This is a genomic window from Sphingomonas sp. GW821-FHT12D09 (genome assembly GCF_058807215.1).
The window spans coordinates 853,887-872,520 of the sequence record NZ_JBXAQL010000001.1 but is presented as its reverse complement, the minus strand read 5'-3'; the positions used below and the strand labels follow the sequence as shown (position 1 = coordinate 872,520).

General features: G+C 62.9%; 6 protein-coding genes and 1 tRNA gene. 4 read left to right on the top strand and 3 right to left on the bottom strand.

Annotation, left to right across the window (positions count from 1 at the left end; all coding sequences use genetic code 11):
* The first annotated feature begins 436 nt into the window (after positions 1–436).
* From AC1RPL_RS04090 to AC1RPL_RS04080, 3 genes are all read left to right on the top strand, one after another.
* Positions 437–11,491, top strand: a complete 11,055-nt coding sequence (locus AC1RPL_RS04090; RefSeq protein WP_493067975.1) for a LysM peptidoglycan-binding domain-containing protein — start codon at positions 437–439, stop codon at positions 11,489–11,491.
* A gap of 9 nt (positions 11,492–11,500) precedes the next feature.
* A complete protein-coding gene (locus AC1RPL_RS04085) occupies positions 11,501–11,887 on the top strand; it encodes a hypothetical protein (protein WP_493067974.1) in 387 nt (128 codons plus the stop codon).
* 408 nt (positions 11,888–12,295) lie between these two features.
* Complete coding sequence (locus tag AC1RPL_RS04080; protein WP_493067973.1) at positions 12,296–12,550, top strand: transposase; 255 nt, start codon at positions 12,296–12,298, stop codon at positions 12,548–12,550.
* A 648-nt stretch (positions 12,551–13,198) separates the two neighbouring features.
* Here the strand turns inward: AC1RPL_RS04080 and AC1RPL_RS04075 are convergent.
* Positions 13,199–13,275, bottom strand: a tRNA-Trp gene (locus AC1RPL_RS04075).
* Between the two features lie 384 nt (positions 13,276–13,659).
* On the opposite strand from AC1RPL_RS04075, the gene AC1RPL_RS04070 reads away from it, so the two are divergent.
* The gene (locus AC1RPL_RS04070) at positions 13,660–13,857 is read left to right on the top strand and encodes a hypothetical protein (protein WP_493067972.1); all 198 of its coding nucleotides are present in this window, start codon (positions 13,660–13,662) and stop codon (positions 13,855–13,857) included.
* Positions 13,858–13,892: 35 nt separating this feature from the next.
* Here the strand turns inward: AC1RPL_RS04070 and AC1RPL_RS04065 are convergent, their stop codons facing one another.
* Together AC1RPL_RS04065 and AC1RPL_RS04060 are read right to left on the bottom strand one after the other, a co-directional pair.
* Positions 13,893–16,256: a putative bifunctional diguanylate cyclase/phosphodiesterase gene (locus AC1RPL_RS04065; protein WP_493067971.1), complete on the bottom strand. Its 2,364-nt coding sequence runs from the start codon at positions 16,254–16,256 to the stop codon at positions 13,893–13,895.
* A 504-nt stretch (positions 16,257–16,760) separates the two neighbouring features.
* Positions 16,761–18,533 carry a fatty acyl-AMP ligase gene (locus AC1RPL_RS04060; RefSeq protein WP_493067970.1) on the bottom strand — a complete coding sequence of 591 codons (1,773 nt, stop codon included), beginning with the start codon at positions 18,531–18,533 and terminating at the stop codon, positions 16,761–16,763.
* Positions 18,534–18,634: the final 101 nt, after the last annotated feature.

The following is an 18,634-nucleotide window of genomic DNA, read 5'->3' as shown; positions in this document are numbered from 1 at the left end:
AGGATTTCCCCGAATATGCCTTCTCGCGTGCAAGACTGTTCGGCTCCGATTTGGTTGTAAAGAAGCTGAAATGTTTTGAATGTCGTTCGAAATATTTTCAGGTCTATATGTGTTGCTTGCGCAACAGAAATCTAACCTTGATAAGACGAGGATGGACTTCGTCGCGACGAAATTGGACGCTTGATAAATTCCGCCATGCGCGTCCGGCGCGTTGCTTCGCGAAAAGCCAGCCGAAATGCCGCGGAATCGTTAGTCGAGCCGGCGGTTCGTACATGATTCGGCCTGCATGATCGCCGCCGGGCGCGACCGGCGAACGCCGTTCGCATCCTTTCACCGGAAAATTCCAATCCAGGCCTAAACGATCGCGAAATTCCGCTGACAACTCTCTCAAACGGGCGGGCCATCCTGCTGTCCGTGTTGGGTTGTGGGGGGACAAATGGTTGCCATCTTCACCGGTGCGGGCACGGGTTTCGAGCGTGGTTCGGGGAATGTGCTGGGCGGATCTGGGCTGCTGGGTTCGGCGGGGTTCGGGCGCAGCGGGGAGCAGCTGTTCCTCAATGCGGCGAACGGCAATTTGCTGATCAACCGGCAGGACGAGTTCCTGGTCGGCCGCGGCCCCGATGCCGGCGTTGGGCGCACCTATAACAGCCTGGGGGCGCAGACCGACGACAATGGCGACAATTGGCAGCAGAGCACCGATCGGCGCGTCTTCGACCTGACCGGCACCGCGAACAGCTGGGGCAGCACGGTCAAGCGCCGCTCGGGGGACGGCAGCGAGATCACGTACAGCTGGAACGGCTCGTCCTATGTCACGTCCGACGGGGCGGGCAGCTACGACAAGCTCAGCTATGACGGCTCGGCCTGGACCTGGACCGACGGCGACAGCCAGGTCACCGAGACCTATGCCAGCTATGGCAGCTATTGGCGGATCAGCACGCAGGCCGACACTTCCGGCAATACGCTCAGCTATGGCTATACCGGCGACAAGCTGACCACGATCACCACCGCGAACGGCGAGACGCTCAGCTATGTGTGGAGCGGCAACCATATCAGCGAGGTGATCTCGGGCGACGGCACCTCGACCGTCTATAACTACGACAGCCAGGGTCGGCTCTCGCAGGTCGCGGTGCAGCTGGCGTCGGGCGGCGGCACCTTCTATTCGACCTGGTACAGCTATGTCGGCAGCACCGACCTGATCTCGCGGATCGAGCAGACCGATGGGTCGACGATCGTGATTGGCTATGACGGCGCCAACCGCGTCACCAGCTGGTCCGAGACCGTGAGCGGCAGCACCACCCGCACGACTTCGATCGGCTATGGTGCCGACTATACCACCATCACCGATCCGCTCGGACAGGTCACGCGCCTGGACTATGCCTCGGGCGACCGGAGCGGCGAGATCAGCACCTGGCCGACGGGCAATCTGACATCGACGCCAGGCACCATCGACGGCCGTGCCGCGACGCAGTTCATCGTCCAGAGCACCGGCGCATGGGCGGGTGTCTCGCAAGGCTATGTCTCGGCGCCGGCGGGGGGCACGGTGACGTGGAGCATCACGTTGCAAGGCGTTGGCTCATCCACCACGCAGTCGCTCGGCATCTATTCTGCCGATGCCTGGGGCTTTGATGCGCTATCTTCCGCCAGGATCGTCTCCGGGCCGGGCCAAGTCGTGCAGGAGGTCGGCGGCCTTTGGTACGTCACCGGCCTTTCGACCACCACCGGCACGCGCATCGAGATCACCCGCGTAGTTACCCACGCCGACCAGCTCTCCTTCTACCTCTATCCGGACCGTATGTCGGGATGGCGCGCGGGCGAAGGCGTGCTCGCTGCGGATTCGGAGATTTATGAGAGCGACACGGCCAGCAATCTCTCCCTGATGGATCAAGCCAATTGGTCCTATTACGACACTGCCCGGCAGGGCGCTGGCAACATCCAGAACAGCACAGCTTATCAATATACCATCCAGCCTGGTGCGACTTGGCCGGTGGTCTATGGATCGCTCACCGCCGGACGGGGAGACACCTTCACCTACACGGTCAGCTTGCTGGGCGTTGGCGATAGCACGGCGACCTCGATCGGCGCCTATGGGGATATAAGCGGGTGGGGCGACAATAGCTGGGCCTCCGCTCGCATCATTTCCGGGCCAGGTACCATCTCGCAGGAAGTGGGCGGCCTGTTCAATGTCACCGGGCTTTCCACGACCACGGCGACCCGCATCCAGATCACTCGCACTTATGATCGGCCGGAAACAGGCGGAATATACACCTATATCGACCGGCCCCTTGGACTTAGGGCTGGCCGCTCGCTGATCTTTGGCGGGCCGAAGCTGACTCGCGACATCTCCACCGAGCGTGCCAGCCAGCTCACCAGGATCACGACCGCCTATGGCACTGCCCAGGCGCAGGTCATGCAGTTCGCGTACAACGACAATGGCGACCTGATCAGCGTCACCGATCCCGCTGGCCAGGCATCGACCTATACATACGACGCCAACGGCAACCTGCTGACCTCGACCGACCGGCTCGGGAACGTGGTCACGCGGACCTACAACGCCGCGAACCAGGTGCTGACCGAGACACAGATTGGGTCGGATGCGGATAGCGCCGCAGCCTATCACACCAACCGCTACACCTATGACGGCGCCGGGCGGCTGGTCTACACGGTGAGCGCCGAGGGCAATGTCACGCGCTATTGGTACAATAGCTATGGTCAGCTCTACTTCACCAGCGAATTCCCCGATAACCGCTACGACCTGAACGGCGTCGCGCAAAACCAGGCGTTCAGCCAGTCACAGCTCGACAGCTGGTGCGCAGGGCTGGGCGACACATCGAGCGCGCAGCTCAGCTCGATGGCGTTCGATGCGCGCGGCAACGTGATCCTGCGCCAGACCGCTTCGGCCAACACCGGCTATGCCTGGTACAATGGTGCGGGGGGCGAAAGGAACGAGCGCTTCGCCTATGATTCCGCCGGTCGGCTGCTCAGCCAATATGTAGACGGTCAGAATCCGCAAAGCTTCGTGTACGACGGCCTCGGACGCGTGATCGCCAGCACCGACGTCAACGGCAACACGACCAGCATCGGCTTCAACGACGCCGCGACGCAGACCGTCATCACCTTGACCAACGGCTTCGTCCAGACGTCGACCTACAACAAGATGAGCGAACTGGTCAGCTTCCTGGAGACAGGCGCCTATGTTCAGCAGGGCACGACAAGCTACGCCTATGACCAGGATGGCCGCCTGCGGGTAATGACCGACGCGACCAACTTTCGGACCTTCTATGTCTATGACAAGCTCGGCCGGAAGGTCGCCGATGTCGATGAATATGGCCGCGCCACCGAATATCTCTACGACGTAGACAATCGGCTGGTCGCGACGACGCACCACGCCATCGCCGTGAGTGCCGGGGTCGTAGCGCAGCTGGCCGATCCCAATTCGAACATCGACATGGCGTCGATCCGTCCGGCCGTGAGCGGCTCGGATCTGTGGACTTGGTCGGTCTACGACAAGGAAGGCCGGGTGATCGAGGCGATCGAGGGTGATGGCTCGGTCACCGCGTACGAATATGACGCGTCGGGCCGGCTGGTGCGCACGACTGGCTATGCCAACAAGCTCAGTGCGGGGCAGATCGCCAGCTTCCAGGCTGCGGCGCCGACCTCACCGGTGCTTCCAGCGACAGACGCCAAGGACAGCGTCGCGCGCATCTTCTACGACAAGGATGGCCGGACGATCGGCACGCTGGATGGCGAGGGCTATCTCAGCCGCACGATCTATGACCGGGCCGGGCGCAAGGTGCAGGAGATCGCCTATGCCAATGCGACCAACGCCGCCTATCGCGCGAGCGGCTCGCTCCAGACCCTGATCGACAGCGTCGGCACGAGCGCGAACGACCGCTCGGTGCGGTATGTCTATGACGGGCAGGGGCTGCTGCGCTTCGCGATCGACGCGCTCAACCACGTCACCGAATATGGTTATGGCAGCGGTTCGGATGCCTTTGGCCTCGTGCGCCAGACCACCCGTTATGCGGGCACGCTGCCCACGCTCTCGAGCCATAGCTATGCCAGCGTGAAGAGCGCGGTGGCGGCACTGGCCAGCGATACGGCCAACCGCACTAGCTGGGCGGTCTATGATACCGCGGGCCGGGTCGCCTATTCGATCGATTCCGGCGGCGGCGTGACCGGTTTCGTCTATGACGCGTTCGGCCAGGTAATCCGCAAGACCGAATATGCCACGCTCAACGCCGCGACGGCGCTGTACACCAAGGCCGATTGGGACAATTGGGCGGCCGCCTATCCCACTTCGGACGATCGCATCACCCGCTATTATTACAATGCGGGCGGCCAGTTGCGCTTCACCGTCGACGCCGAAGGCTTCATGACCCGCACCGATTATGATGCCGCCGGGCGCATCATATTCGTCGTGCGTTGGAATACTGCCGTTTCGGCCAATAATAATTGGACGATCGACACGGCAAGTGCCGCGCAAACCGGCACTGAGGTCACCACGAGCACCTATTACGACGCAAGCGGCCGCGTCACTCTCACCATCAACGGCGAGGGCAATACGCGGCGCTTCTATTATCATGCCAATGGCCTGCTCGCCTGGGACATCCTCTTGGAGGGCGGTCAGGACGACAGCCGGACCTATTACGTCTACGACGCGGCGGGCCGCAAAGCCGCGGAATACGCCGCCTACGGCACGCCCGAGCAGGCGATCACCACATACACCTACAACGGCCTGGGAGACCTGATCGCGGTCAGCGATCCCGACGGGCATACGACGTCGTTCACCTACGACCATGCCGGCAGGGTAGTCCGCCAGACCAACGCGCTCGGCTCACCCACCGATTTCACCTACAACGCGTTCGGCGAGCAGATCAGCGTCACCAACGCGCGCGGTTTCACCAGTTACAGCTATTACGACAATGCCGGCCGCGTCATCGCCACGCGCGATGCGGAAAGCTATGTTACCGAGCGCGGCTACAACGCCTTTGGCGACCTCAGCTACGTCAAGCAGGTCTATAACAAGGCGACCAACACCGCCGCGGCGGCCAACTGGCCAGCCTATGTGGTCGATGCGCGCGACGCGATCACCCAGTTCAGCTACGACAAGCTCGGGCGCCTGCTGGTAACCACCGATGCCGAAGGCGGCGTCGAGACCAACTGGTACAACGCCTTTGGGGACGTCCGTGCCTTCCAGAACAAGCTGGGCGGGATTACCAACTATTGGAGCGATCGCCGCGGCCTGCTGCGCCATGAATATGTGAACGCGCCGGTGTATGACGCATATGGGAATCAGACTTCTTCGGGCTATTACAGCAACATCTACGAATATGATGCGCGCGGGAACCTCGTGCATCAGATCGAGGCTTACGGTCAGGCCGAACGGCGCGACACTTGGTTCACCTATGACAGGGCCGATCGCCTGACCTCCAAGTGGATCGATGCGGTTCCGGTGGGCTTGTCATCGACTCCGGTCACGCCGAGCGAGACCTATCGCTACGACACGCGCGGCAACCTGATCGAGAGCATCGACGCGGCCGGCGCACGCACGCTGTTCTATTATGACGACCTCGACCGCAAGATAGCCACGGTGACGCCAGCGGGGCTTTCGAGCGGTCCGCAGGGTGTGCTGAGCACCTTCACCTATGATGCCGTCGGCAACCTCTCCGCGAGCCGCACCTATGCGACGATGATCGCGATGCCCGGTACTGCCGGCGGCACGCCGCCCTCGCCGGCCAACAGCATTTACCGCGGGACGGGCTATGAATATGACGCCGCTGATCGCCTGATCTGGACCCGGGTTACCGACCAGACCATCGGCCATTGGAACGGCAGCTCCTACGTCTATTCGACCGGCGTCACGCTGAGCACCGCCTATGAATACAACGCGGTCGGCGACCTGGTGCGCACCACCGACGCGGCCGGCAAGAGCGTCTATTCCTACTATGACGCCAACAGCCGCAAGATCGCGCAGATCGATCAGGAGGGCTATCTCACCCGCTGGACGCTTGATGCCGAAGGCAACGTCCTGGGCGAGCGCCGTTTCGCGACCCAGACCAGTGGCGCCACCAGCAGCAGCTACATCACGCCGGCCCTTACGGCCGACGACCGGGTCACAGAGTTCGAATATGACAAGATGGGCCGGCGCACGGCGGAGCGCCGCTATGGTGTCTCGGCATGGTCGCTGAATACGTCGAACGGACAGCTGTACGACGCATCCGGCATCTCGTTGATCCGCTACACCTACAACGCGCTAGGCGAAGTCGTCACCAAGACCGAGGCACGCCTTGAGGTGAACGGTGTGCCCCAGGGCGCCGCGGATACGACTACCTATACCTATGACGATGCCGGCCGGATGATCCAGGAGAGCCGCCCGGCCTTCAGCGGCGGCACGCCGACGATACGCTATTACTATAACGCGCTCGGCCAGCTCACCATGACGCGGCAGGGGGACTATTATGTCGCCGGTGGCGATCGGATCAGCCGCAACTTCTACGGCGCGGCGGGACGCCTGATCAAAACCACCGATGCTGAGAATCAGTCCAAGAACTATCTCTATGACGCCGTGGGCCGGAAAGTCGGCGAATATTATACGCGCGAACTGGGCGACGGCAGTTACCAGGGCGCGGGCACCACGGCGGTCGAGGGCATTTCCTACGAATATGACCTGTCCGGCAACGTCATCCGCCAGGCGATCAACACGGTCAGCGGCAGCAGCTGGGTCGATAGCAGCTACACCAGGATGGTCTACAACGCATTCGGCGAGGTCACCGATCGCGGCACCAACGGCATCTGGCAGGAGCAGTTCGTCTACGACAATGCCGGCCACCTGATCCGCTCCAACGCGGGCGACGGGGTGTGGCGCCATTATGTCTACGATGCCGCCGGCCACCAGACGATGATCGTCGAGAGCGAAGGCACCGATATTTCGGGCTACAGCCAGTCCCAGGCCGTGGCCTACGGCACTACCGACGGGTTGAACGCCACCGTCATCCAATATGATGGGCGCGGGCTCGTGATCAACACGATCCTGCGACAGCGCGAGACCAGTGTCGGCAGCGCGCGGACCGACCTCTACAACCAGCGCGGCTATACGGCGTTCGGCGAAGTGACGTGGGAAACCGACGCCTATGGCCACCGCACCGACTATAGCTACAACACTATGGGCCGGGTCCTTCAGATCCAGCGCCCGACGGTGTGGGTCACGGCCGAGAATGGCGGCCAATCGACGGCCCGGCCCACCGAGAATTACTTCTACGACATCGCCGGCCGCCTGATCGGCACGCAGGACGCCAACAGCGTCTGGACCGGTTCTGGCGTCAAGACCACGCGCCAACTGGTCGCAGGCACCGGCTATGGCGATGGCGATGCACTGGTCGCCCGCGAATGGCATGCGGACGGAACCTCGGTCACTGCTAGCTACAATGTGTTCGGCGATCAGGTCGCGAGCTACGACGAGCTCGGCCGCTACACCAGCATGGCCTATGACCAGCTCGGTCGCCTGACCGTCGCGATGCACCCGGCGAACTCGACGGGCTCGGTGACCGACTATTACGCGTACGATATCCTTGGCAATCGCATCGGCCATTGGAACAATGTCACCGGCTATGCCGGTCGCGAGCGCACGCAGTTCGACCTGATGGGCCGGGCGACGCTGCAGGTCGCGTTCGGCGGCGACTACACCACGACCAGCTACAACTGGCAGGCCGGTATCTCGACTGGCGCCATGGGAACGTTCGGCGGCTGGCTCACCACGACCACCTATATCAACGGCCGCTATTCCGAGGACCGTAGCGACCTGTTCGGGCGCACCATCACGTCACGGGACCTGGGGGGGAACCAGACCAGCGTTACCTATGACATCGCGGGCCGGATGACGCAGCGCGTCTCGGGAAGCGCCGTCGCGAATTACAGCTGGCTCAACAACGGCAAGGTCGGCCTGGTAACGATCGGGGTGGACAGCTCGGCTTCGCAGATCGCCTTCCAGCAGGACCGCACCAGCTATACCTATGATCTGCTCGGCAACAGCGTGAACGAGGTGCTTACCCGGCTGAGCGGCGACTGGGTCGATTATGGCCATTACGAGTATAATTACGACTATGGCTATTACGACCAATATTGGGTCTCGGACTGGCAGTATCAGACATCGAATACCGTCCTTTCGAGCCAGTCGGCCAGCTATGACTCGCTCGGGCGGCTAACCTATTGGTCGGCGGCAGCGACCAGCATCATGCCGGCCGCATCGACGTCCTACGAATATGACGCCAATTCGAACATCCGCCGCAGCGTCGCCACCTTCCATGCGCTCGATCAGAACGGCAGCGCCTATTCCTTCACCGGCACCCAGGATTACTGGTACCGCTATGACAGCATGAACCGGGTGGTGACCGCCAAGGGCGTGCTTTCCGGCGGGGCGATCGTACGCGGCAGCCAGGGCGTCGACCTGCTCTACGATGCCGCGGGCCAGCGGGTCCGGGCGACCACCACGACCACGGCCTATGGCCAGGTCTATTACGAATATTACGATCCCAACATGTATGGCGGCTGGGGCGGCTACAATTACGGCTATCAGGACGTCGCCTACGAAGCCGAGAACCGCGAGGACTACACCTATTGGAACGATGGCCAGATCAAGGACGTCCGCGTCGCGCAGAGCGGCTATTCCGATAATGGTGACGGCACCGTCACTGTCACCGCGCCGCCGGCAACGGGCTCGCGCAAGGCGAATTACTGGTATGATGCCCAAGGGCGCCTCGAGCGGCAGATCGATTGGTCGACCGATCCGGATTATGATTCCAACGCGCTGAACTCGGCGACCTACGACCGGCTCATCCAGTACAACGCCAAGGGGCAGGTGACCTATGAAGAGGTCTTCCAGCGCCAGGGCGGCATCATCCAGGTTACCGATACCTATAACGACTACGGCTCTGGCAGCAGCTATGCGCTGGGCGCGCTGGTAAGCAGTTCCACCAATGTCTGGCGCTCGCAGGTGCAGTTCTCGGTCACGGGCGTCAGCAACACCTATGTCTGGTATGGCGGCGCCGCGCTCAACACCACGACGGTGACCGGCACGACCGGCGGCACCACTACCTACAGCTATAACGGCTTTGGCCAGCTCACCAGCGCCTGGATCCAGGACGGTCGCCCGCGCGGCGTGACCTTCACCAACGACGCCAGTGGCCAGACCATCCGCCGCGACGAGGCGGATTATGTCGCCCAGGGCGATCCGCATGAAGCCTGGTACCGGTTCGGTGGCCGCCAGATGGGTTATACCGGCAATAACGGCACGCTCGACACCGATTATCTGAGCTCGGTCGCCAGCCGCCCGCTCACCACGGGCACCGGCGCCTTCCGGGGCGGCTCGACCTATGGCGCGGCCTATGCCGATTTCGACCAGTTCTACAATCCGGTTACCAGCTTCAGCCAGGGCGGCGCGGGCGGCAGCTACACCGTCCAGGGCGGCGAGAGCCTCCAGTCGATCGCCGCGGCGCTATGGGGCGATTCCAGCCTGTGGTTCCGCCTCGCCGACGCCAATGGCCTGGCCGGCGGTTCGGCGCTTTCGCCCGGCCAAAGCCTGAAGATCCCCGCGGGCGTGATGCGCTCGTCGAACACCGCGGCGACGTTCCGGCCCTATGACCCCACCGAAGCGCTGGGTGACACCAGCCCGACGACCCCGACGCCGCAGACGCCAGCGAAGGCTAAGAAGAATTGCGGCGTGTTCGGGGCGATCATGCTGGCGGTGGTGGCGATCGCGATCACGCTGGTGATCAAGGCGCCGGTCGCGAATTTCTTCAACGGATTGTTCGGTGTGACAGCGACCACCGCAGCGGGGGCCACGAGCGCCATCGCCGCAGGCATCGCAACGGGCGCGACGGTCGGTGTCGCGGCGAGTGCGGGCAGCCAGATCTTCGGGCTCGCTACTGGTATCCAGGATAAGTTCAGCTGGAAGGCGGTAGCGATGGCCGGCATCTCCGGCGGCATCGCTGGCGGGCTGGACAGCATACCGGGCCTCGACAAGATCGCGGGCAGCAAGTTCTTGGGCGACGTGACCAAGGGGCTGCTCGGCAACGCTATCGGCCAGGGAGTTGGGATCGCAACCGGCCTGCAGTCGAAGTTCGATTTCGCGGGCCTAGCGGCGGCTGGCGTATCGGCGGGCGTTGGCAACGCGCTGGGCACGGAGTTCGGCACCGGCAACACCAAGCTTGGCCAGTTCGGGATACGCACCGCCGTCCGCACCGCATCCGCGATTGCCAGCTCCGCAACGCGCAGCGTGATCGAGGGCACCGATTTCGGCGACAACATCATCGCGGTACTGCCGGACATCATCGCGCAGACGATCGGGGATCTGGTGGCCAATGGCGTGGCTAGGAACGGTCGCAGATCGGTAGACGGATCTCCCGCACCCGGCAGGGAAGATGGGAGCGCAACGGAGCCTCAGGACGGCGAAATTGTCGTGACGGGCAAGCGGGCAGGTTCGACCAAGGTCTGGATTGGCGGCCCTCCGATGATGATGGCGTTCTCGGCGCAGGTGACCCTACCGGCCGGAGGGCAGGACCCCGAAAGACGGGTTAATGCGAATGGCCAGGTTGAAGTCAGAGTCCTGAATACTGCGACGGGAAAATATATATGGACGCCGGAGGGAAGCGGACCCGAATCCAGTCCCTATCGGTGGGCAGATGACAGTCACACGACGGTCGTGCCCAATACCCCTTCAGAACCGGAAAGCGGGGGATTCCTCGACTGGCTGTTTGGCGATTGGGAATGGCCGACCGTATCCCTGAATCGATGGTTCGCCAATCAGCCCAGTCTCGATGCCGGTATTCGCGTCAGAATGGCGGGCGGCGACTCTATGGAAGCGTCGGAGGCCCAGCGGCGAGGGACAAGCAATTATATCACACAAGGCTTTGGCAATCTGACCTTCGGGCTTTGGGAAACTAACCTCGGCTTCACAACCACCGCCGCGGCGCCGCCGACAATCCTGCTGACCGAACGATCCTCATCCCCCTACATTGTGACCGGAGGTCGCAACGGGTTCGTGTCTTCCCCCTGGTGGGGCGTGGCTGCAGAAGCCGCCTTCGCCAAGTTCGGTGGGCCATGGGCGGCAAAGGGGTTTGGCGCTGCCGATGAGGTGACGACCTGGGATCGCCTCAGTACCGTTGGGCGAACCCCCGGCAAATCATCCGCCACTGGTAGAGCTGTGATCAATCGAATGGAGGCCGAAGGGACGATCATGGATGATCCGTTCCTCGGGAAAATGTTCCAGGCCAGTGACGGGCAGTGGTATCCTCTCAAGCTTGGAGATATGTCTCACAACGTTGATGCCGTTACCTGGTGGAACTCGACCGGTCGAACCTACGGGGCGAAGGCGCCAGAGGTTCGCCAGTGGATGCTGAAATCAGATAACTATACAGTTGACCTATTCAGCATAAACCGATCGTCCGGTGCAAAATTGAGCAACTCCGGTGTAAGATACCTACCTCCAACAAAATAGGGACTTGTCATGGACGTTATGTCTGCGTTGAGGGGGCTCGCTCCTTTGATCGGAGCAGGTGAGTATAGCACCGTACTGGAGAATCTTCATGAGCTTTGGAACGATATTCCTGAGCCGAAGGTAGATGTATTAAACGCATATTTGATACTGGAATACGGCGTAGCAAGTTCCATAAAAATAGGCGATCTCGATGAAGCTCAAAAGTGGGTGGCACTGGCGCCCGCTTTTGCACAAAAACGTCAAGATCGTGGAGAGGTGGAATTTATGATCGGCAAGGTAGCTTTCGAGCGGGGCGATTTGCAAACTGCGCGAGAGAATTTTTTAATTTCGAATTTAAAATCGGAGGGGAGGATATTCGAAGGCGAGAACGTTAAGTACAGACAGCTAATTGCGTAATCTATTGCAGATCCTGGGATCACGAAATCGAGAGTGGTGTTTACAAGATCGCCGAGAATTACCGTGCGTTCCTGGAGGTGCTGGAGCCGTTCGATCCATCTCAGATCAAGCTTGCTACTGACCAGGTGGTGAGCGCCTGGATTTATCCCGATTTGTACTACGGTGTATTACGGCGACAGTTTGCTAAACCCCCAAACCGCGCCAAATTCTCGCTCATGGCTCGCCTTCCTCTCCTAGTCCTACCCGGCTATCCCTATCACGTCACCTAGCGCGGTAATCGGCGGCAACAGACTTTCTTCGAGGACGGCGATTTCGTGCTCTATCGCGACCTGTTGGCCGACGCGGCCCGTCGCGCGGGTTCGCAGATCTGGGCTATTGCCTGATGCCCAACCACGTTCATGTCATCGTGTGCCGGTCGACGAAGACGGCCTGCGCCGTACGTTCGCCGATGCGCATCGCCGCTACACCGGTTTCATCAACGCACGGGCGCGCTGGAACGGGCATTTGTGGCAGGGGCGGTTCGGCGCGGTGGTGATGGACGACGAGCGCCTGGCACATGCGATGCGGTATGTATCGCTCAATCCGGTACGCGCGCGGCTGGTCGATCGCGCGGAGGAGTGGGAATGGGCGCGCATCTGGCAGCGAAGGACGACGCGCTGGTGACGGTGGCGAAGCGTTGCCGGACCGTCCCGGGCTCCGTCGTCTCGCACTCCAAGATGGCGAACGTCTGCTATCCTTGCGCGGATGTGCCGTGAAGGTTTCCAGGCATGATTGTCCAAACCACGAGGGCCTCCTTCAAAGCGTTGCGTTTTACAGCGGCGAGGAGGACCCGATGAATAGGAAAAGAGCGAGGCGTTGGGTTTTCAATGGCGGTGTTCATTCACATCGAAAATCCCAAGGGTTCTCCGACGCTTTGATAAAGGAGACCAAGGCGGTTTGGGAGCCACTCTACGGGAGATGCCTATCGGATGAGAGGCAAGCGACATCATCCGGAATGCTTGCGAATTCTTCGGGGCATTTCATCGAGGACGTGCAACGAAATCTGAAGAGGCGCGCCGATTAGGGGCCATCCCGAAGCGTCGCCAGACTGCCCGATTTACTTGTGGCGCCGTTATTGCGGCAGGGCTTGAGCCGCCGCCATGATCGCGATTGGCCGACGACACTGTCGATTCGAACTACGGAGAAAATAATCTCTTTGGATTATCAATCGCTTGGTTCAAGGTTCGAGATACCCACCCATCGTGGATGAAATTCGAACTTTGGGTGCAATATACTGAAATTAAAAGGTAAATCGTGCCGACTCTGAGAGAGTGGCAGGGGCGCTCGGATTCGAACCGAGGGCCTTCGGTTTTGGAGACCGACGCTCTAACCAGCTGAGCTACGCCCCTGTGCGGGCACGCATCTAGCGCGGTGCGTTGGAGTGGGCAAGGGCGGTGTTCAATTTATCTTAAGCCTATGACATATAAACGGAAAACTGGATGTCGAGGGTCATTCCATCGATGCTGCGGTGGCTGCGGCAGGACCGGGGTGAGCCCTTTGGGATCGCCGTCGACAAAAACGGGTTTGCGCCCATGCCGGTCATTCCAGGCCGTCTTCCAGCACCACCGCCCAGATGTCGCCAGGATCGCGTTCCGGAAGCGCGCCGCCCGGCGCGACCTGGCTGGCAATTGCGATGGCGGGCGCATGAGAAGCATCCGATCCGGTGCGATGCCCTTGCCGCTACTTCCCACTGGAATAGGCTCCCCGCGTCCATGCCGGACGGGAGAGACACGATGGCTGAGGAAAATGCGGAAACGCTACAGGCGCAACAGGATCAGGTGGAAGCGCTTGATGCCCAGATCGCCGAACGCGTCCAGGCGGAGGGCGACGAATGGAGTCCGGAACTCCGCGCGCTCATCGGACAGCGCAACACGCTCCAGGTCGCCGCAGGCAAGCTCGACCTAGAGCTCAACCCGGGCAAGGCGCCCTGAGCAAGCCAGGGTAATCGATAGCGCGGGCGCCCGGCTCAGGCCGCGGCGCTCGCGCCGTCGTGCGGCCGCACCGCCAATATCCGCGCTTCCTGCACCGGCAGCGGCCGGCCGAAATAATAGCCCTGCACCTTCGAGCAGCCCAGGTCCTGGACCATCAGGTGCTCCTCTTCCGTCTCCACGCCCTCGGCCGTGGTCGCCATGCCCAGGCTGTCGGCGAGCGCCACCACCGCGCGGATGATCGCGATCGCTTCCTTGGTGCCCTTGGACGCGCCCTGCACGAAGCTGCGGTCGATCTTGATCGTGCTGAACCGGGTATGGGCGAGGTAGCCGAGCGACGAATAGCCGGTGCCGAAATCGTCCAGGCTCAGCTTCACACCGAGCTCCAGCACCTTTTCCAGCACCTGGATCGCCTGGGTGCCCTCGCGCATGAACACGCTCTCGGTCACTTCCAGCTCGAGGCGCTCGGCGGGCAGGCCCGACTGGGCGAGCGCCTGCGCGACCATGGTGACGAAGGCGGGCGAATGAAGCTGCTCCGGGCTGACGTTCACCGCCACGCGGATCTGCGAATCCCATCCCGCCGCCTCCTGGCAGGCGGTGCGCAACACCCATTCGCCGATTTGCGGGATCAGCCGGGCATCCTCCGCCAGCGGCACGAACTTGGCGGGGGAGACCACGCCGAACTCCGGATGCGTCCAGCGCAGCAGCGCCTCGAAGCCCATCAGGCTGCCGGTGCCCGCGTTGACCACCGGCTGATAGGCCAGCTGCATCTCGCCATTCTCGACCGCGCTGCGCAGCGCAATCTCGAGCACGCGGCGCTCTTCGGCGGCCATGTGCAGCTGCGGCTCATAGCTGTGATAGGCGCCGCCGCCGCTGTCCTTCGAACGATACAGCGCCAGGTCGGCTGAGCGGATCAGCATCTCGGTGGTGCGCCCGTCGCGCGGACCGACGGCGAGGCCGACCGATGCGCCGATGAAAAGCGTGTTCTGGTCGATCTCATAGGGGCGCGAGACCGTATCGATGATCGCCTGGGCCAGCCGTTCGATGCCAGCCGTATCGGTCGCGTCGCGCACCACCACGGCGAACTCGTCGCCGCCCAGCCGGCCGATCATCTCATTGTCGCTCATCAGCTGCTTGAGCCGCTCGGAAACGCGCATCAGCAGCCGGTCGCCCACCGGGTGCCCCAGCGTGTCGTTCACTGCCTTGAAGCGATCGAGGTCGATCATCATGAAGGCGCAGCGCGAGCCCCATTTGTCCGCCTCGGCCATCGCGCGCGCCAGCGTCTCGTTGAGCAGCAGGCGGTTGGGCAGGCCGGTCAGCGTGTCGAACCGTGCCATCTTGCTGATCTGGTCGGCCGACGCACGCGCCTCGGTCACGTCCGAGCCCACGCCGCGGAAGCCGATGAAGACACCGGCATCGTCATAGCGCGGGCTGGCCGACATCTCCCACCAGCGTTCCTCGCCACGGACGACCACGGGAAGCAGCAGATCGTGAAAGGCGTCGCGGGTCTTCAGCTTCTCGGCGAGTTCGCGCAGGCCGGCGGCGAAATTGCCATCCTCCCAGGTCGAACCGGCCAGCACCTGCAGGAATGGGGTGCCGTTGATCGTCTTGGGGTCGACGCCCAGCGACTTGGAGAAGCGCGGGTTGGCCCGGGCGACGCGGCGCTGGGCATCGATCTCCCACAGCCAGTCGGCCTCACCCTCGCGCTCGGTCTCGCGCAGGAGCAGGCTCAGCGTCTCGTCGCGGTCGGCAATGGCGATCTCGCCGGCGCTGATCACCACCAGCGCCTTGCCGCGGGCGAAGGTCGCCATGACGAGCAGCACGGTGAACAGCCCGGCGGCGGCGGCGAGCATCGGCGATGCGATCAGCGACAGGGTGACGACCAGCGCCGCGCCCACGATCGTGATGAAGGAAATGGTGGCGAGCGGCAGCGCTGCCATGGCGACTGCGCCGGCGGTCATCAGCAGCGACAGCACGATCCACAGGCCGAGTGCGGCATTGGCATCGACCAGGCTGCCGAAGGCGAGGGGCGGAATCGACCAGACCGCGCCCAGCGCGACTCCATCGAGCAGCGTGTCGCGTACATCGCTTAGCGATGCGGTGACGGCTTCGCGGTGGCGGCGGGCCAGGCGGCGAAAGGCGACGGCGGCGCCCACCGCGGCCACGATCGCGCTCCAGCTTGCCAGCTGCCACAGCGGCACCAGCGGGGCGAGGATCATGGTTACGAGCGAGGCGCCGATAACGTTTGCGGCGAGCATGAACAGCGAAAGCTGGCTGCCTGCATGCAGCTGGGCCGCGCGGATCGGTCCCCAGTCGGTGGTGTCCGCCGGGTCGTACAGGCCCAGAAGCGCTCGCGCATCGATGCGCGGCCGGGCGAATTGAGAGGTCGTCTGGCTGGTCACCCATCGGGTGTAGCGCGAGGTTGGTTGACGAGTGGTTAGGCGGGCAGGGGAAAGTGCTGATTTTTATCGCCGTACGGGCGGCTCCCGCGTCACTCCCAACGAGGACAGGGTGTGTGGCGAACCCGGCGCCGGCTCGCCTTGCAATGTAGGATTTCGCGTGTTGGCCTGAGGCAGCAGATTTACAGTCTGCCCGCTCTTTGACGCTGTTGGAAAGATAGGATCACGCGCACGCAAGGAACTTGCGAGATGCGCGGCGTTTCCGGGAAAATAGTCAACTTAAGCGCCGCAAAAACGCGCCATTAGCATGTACTTCGCGACCTTTGGCGAGTCGGCTCGGCGCGCGATGTTGGATCGGTCCAAGCCGTCATGCTGAACTTGTTCAGCATCCAAAGGCGCCGCGCGGGCTATCGCTCGTGGAAGGTTGGACCCTGGAACAAGCCAGGGTGGCGACCGAATTGAAGACAGGGATGGCGAGCCCCGACGGCGAACCGCCGGGCCTGAGCCTCACGCGGCGAGCGCGTACGGCTTGATCTCGCCGTTCAGGTAGAGGTTGCGGGCCTTGGCGCGCGAAAGCTTGCCCGAGCTGGTGCGCGGCAGCGTGCGCGGCGGCACGAGTTCGATCACGCAGTTCATGCCGGTCACCGAGCGGACGCGCTCGCGGATCTCGTCGCGCAGGCGCAGGCGCTCGGCCTCGTCCGAGGTGCGGCACTGGACCAGCACCGCCGGCGTCTCTTCGCCGCCCGGCGTGGTGATCGCGAAGGCGGCAACGTCGCCCTGCTTGAACGCCGGCAACTGCTCCACGGCCCATTCGATATCCTGGGGCCAGTGGTTCTTGCCGTTGATGATGATCATGTCCTTGGCGCGGCCGACGATGTAGATATAGCCTTCGCTGATATACCCCATGTCGCCGGTGTCGAGCCAACCGTCCTTCAGACAGGCGTCGGTCGCTTCCTGGTCGCGGAAATAGCCGACCATCACGCTCGGGCCCTTGCACCAGACCTTGCCGATCGCCTTTTCGGGAAGCGGCGTGCCGTCTTCCTCGCGGATTTCGATCGTCATGTCGCGTGCGGGCACGCCGCAATTGACGATCGCGCGGAAGCGCTGCGGGCGGTCGCCACGGGCGACTTCGCCGCCCGAGAGCTGGGTCTCTTCGACCAGCTCGACCATGATGCCTTCACCCGGCGGCATGATCGAGACGGCGAGCGTGGCTTCGGCCAGGCCGTAGCTCGGCAGGAAGGCAGTCGCCTTGAAGCCCGCATCGGCGAAGGCGTCGACGAACGACTGCATCACGTCCGGGCGGATCATGTCGGCGCCGTTGCCGGCGACGCGCCAGCGGCTGAGGTCGAAGCGGTCGCTGGCCTTGGTCTGGCTCGACATGCGGCGGGCGCAGATGTCGTAGCCGAAGGTCGGCGAATAGCTGAGCGTGGTGCCGGGATTGCGGCTGATCAGGTCGAGCCAGGCGAGCGGGCGCCGGGCGAAATCCTCGGTCTTGAGGTAATCGGTCGAGACCTGGTTGGCGACGACCGAGAGCAGGCAGCCGACCAGGCCCATGTCATGGTACCAGGGCAGCCAGGAGACGCAGCGGTCGCCTTCGGTCACTTCCATGCCGTGGCTGTGCGCCGCCAGGTTGTTGAGCAGCGCATTGTGGGTGATCGCCACGCCGTGCGGGAAGCGAGTCGAGCCACTCGAATATTGCAGGTAGGCGATGTCGTCGGTCTTTGCCTGGGGCAGCGCCGTCGGATTCGCCTCGCGCTGGCCGAACTCGGACCAGTCGATTCCCGGCACGTCGTTGGCGCGCGCGGCTTCCGCGCACATCGCGCCGATTTCCGGCGGGTAGATCAGCATCGACGGGTCGCAGCTCTGCAGTTGGACGCTGAGCTGGTCGATGTACGATTGCGCGCCGCCGAAGCTGGTCGGCAGCGGCAGCGGCACCGGCCAGGCGCCGGCATAGATGCAGCCGAAGAACAGCGAGGCGAATTCGATGCCCGTCTCCGCGATCAGCGCGATGCGGTCGTCCGGCTTCACGCCGGCGGCGATCAGGCGCTGGGCCTGCTTGAGGGCGTCCTCACGCAGTTCCGCGAACGGATAGGGGCGCACGAGATTCCCGCGCGCATCGTGGAAGTTGAGCCCGCGCTTGCCCTGGGAGGCATAGTCGAGCGCTTCGCCCAGCGTTTCGAAATCCGCGAGGCGACGCGGCAGGCTGTCGTCGGTAGGCGTAGGCGCGAGCGTTCCCGCTTCCTTTTCAGCCTCGAGCGATCCCGTAACGTCCAATACCATTCTTTATTCCGTGCCCCTGCGTGGTAGCCAACGTCGTGCCCCCACGACGAAATTTGAGGCTAGCCTCTGCTACGCACTGGCGTTCAAAATCGGTTGCCACT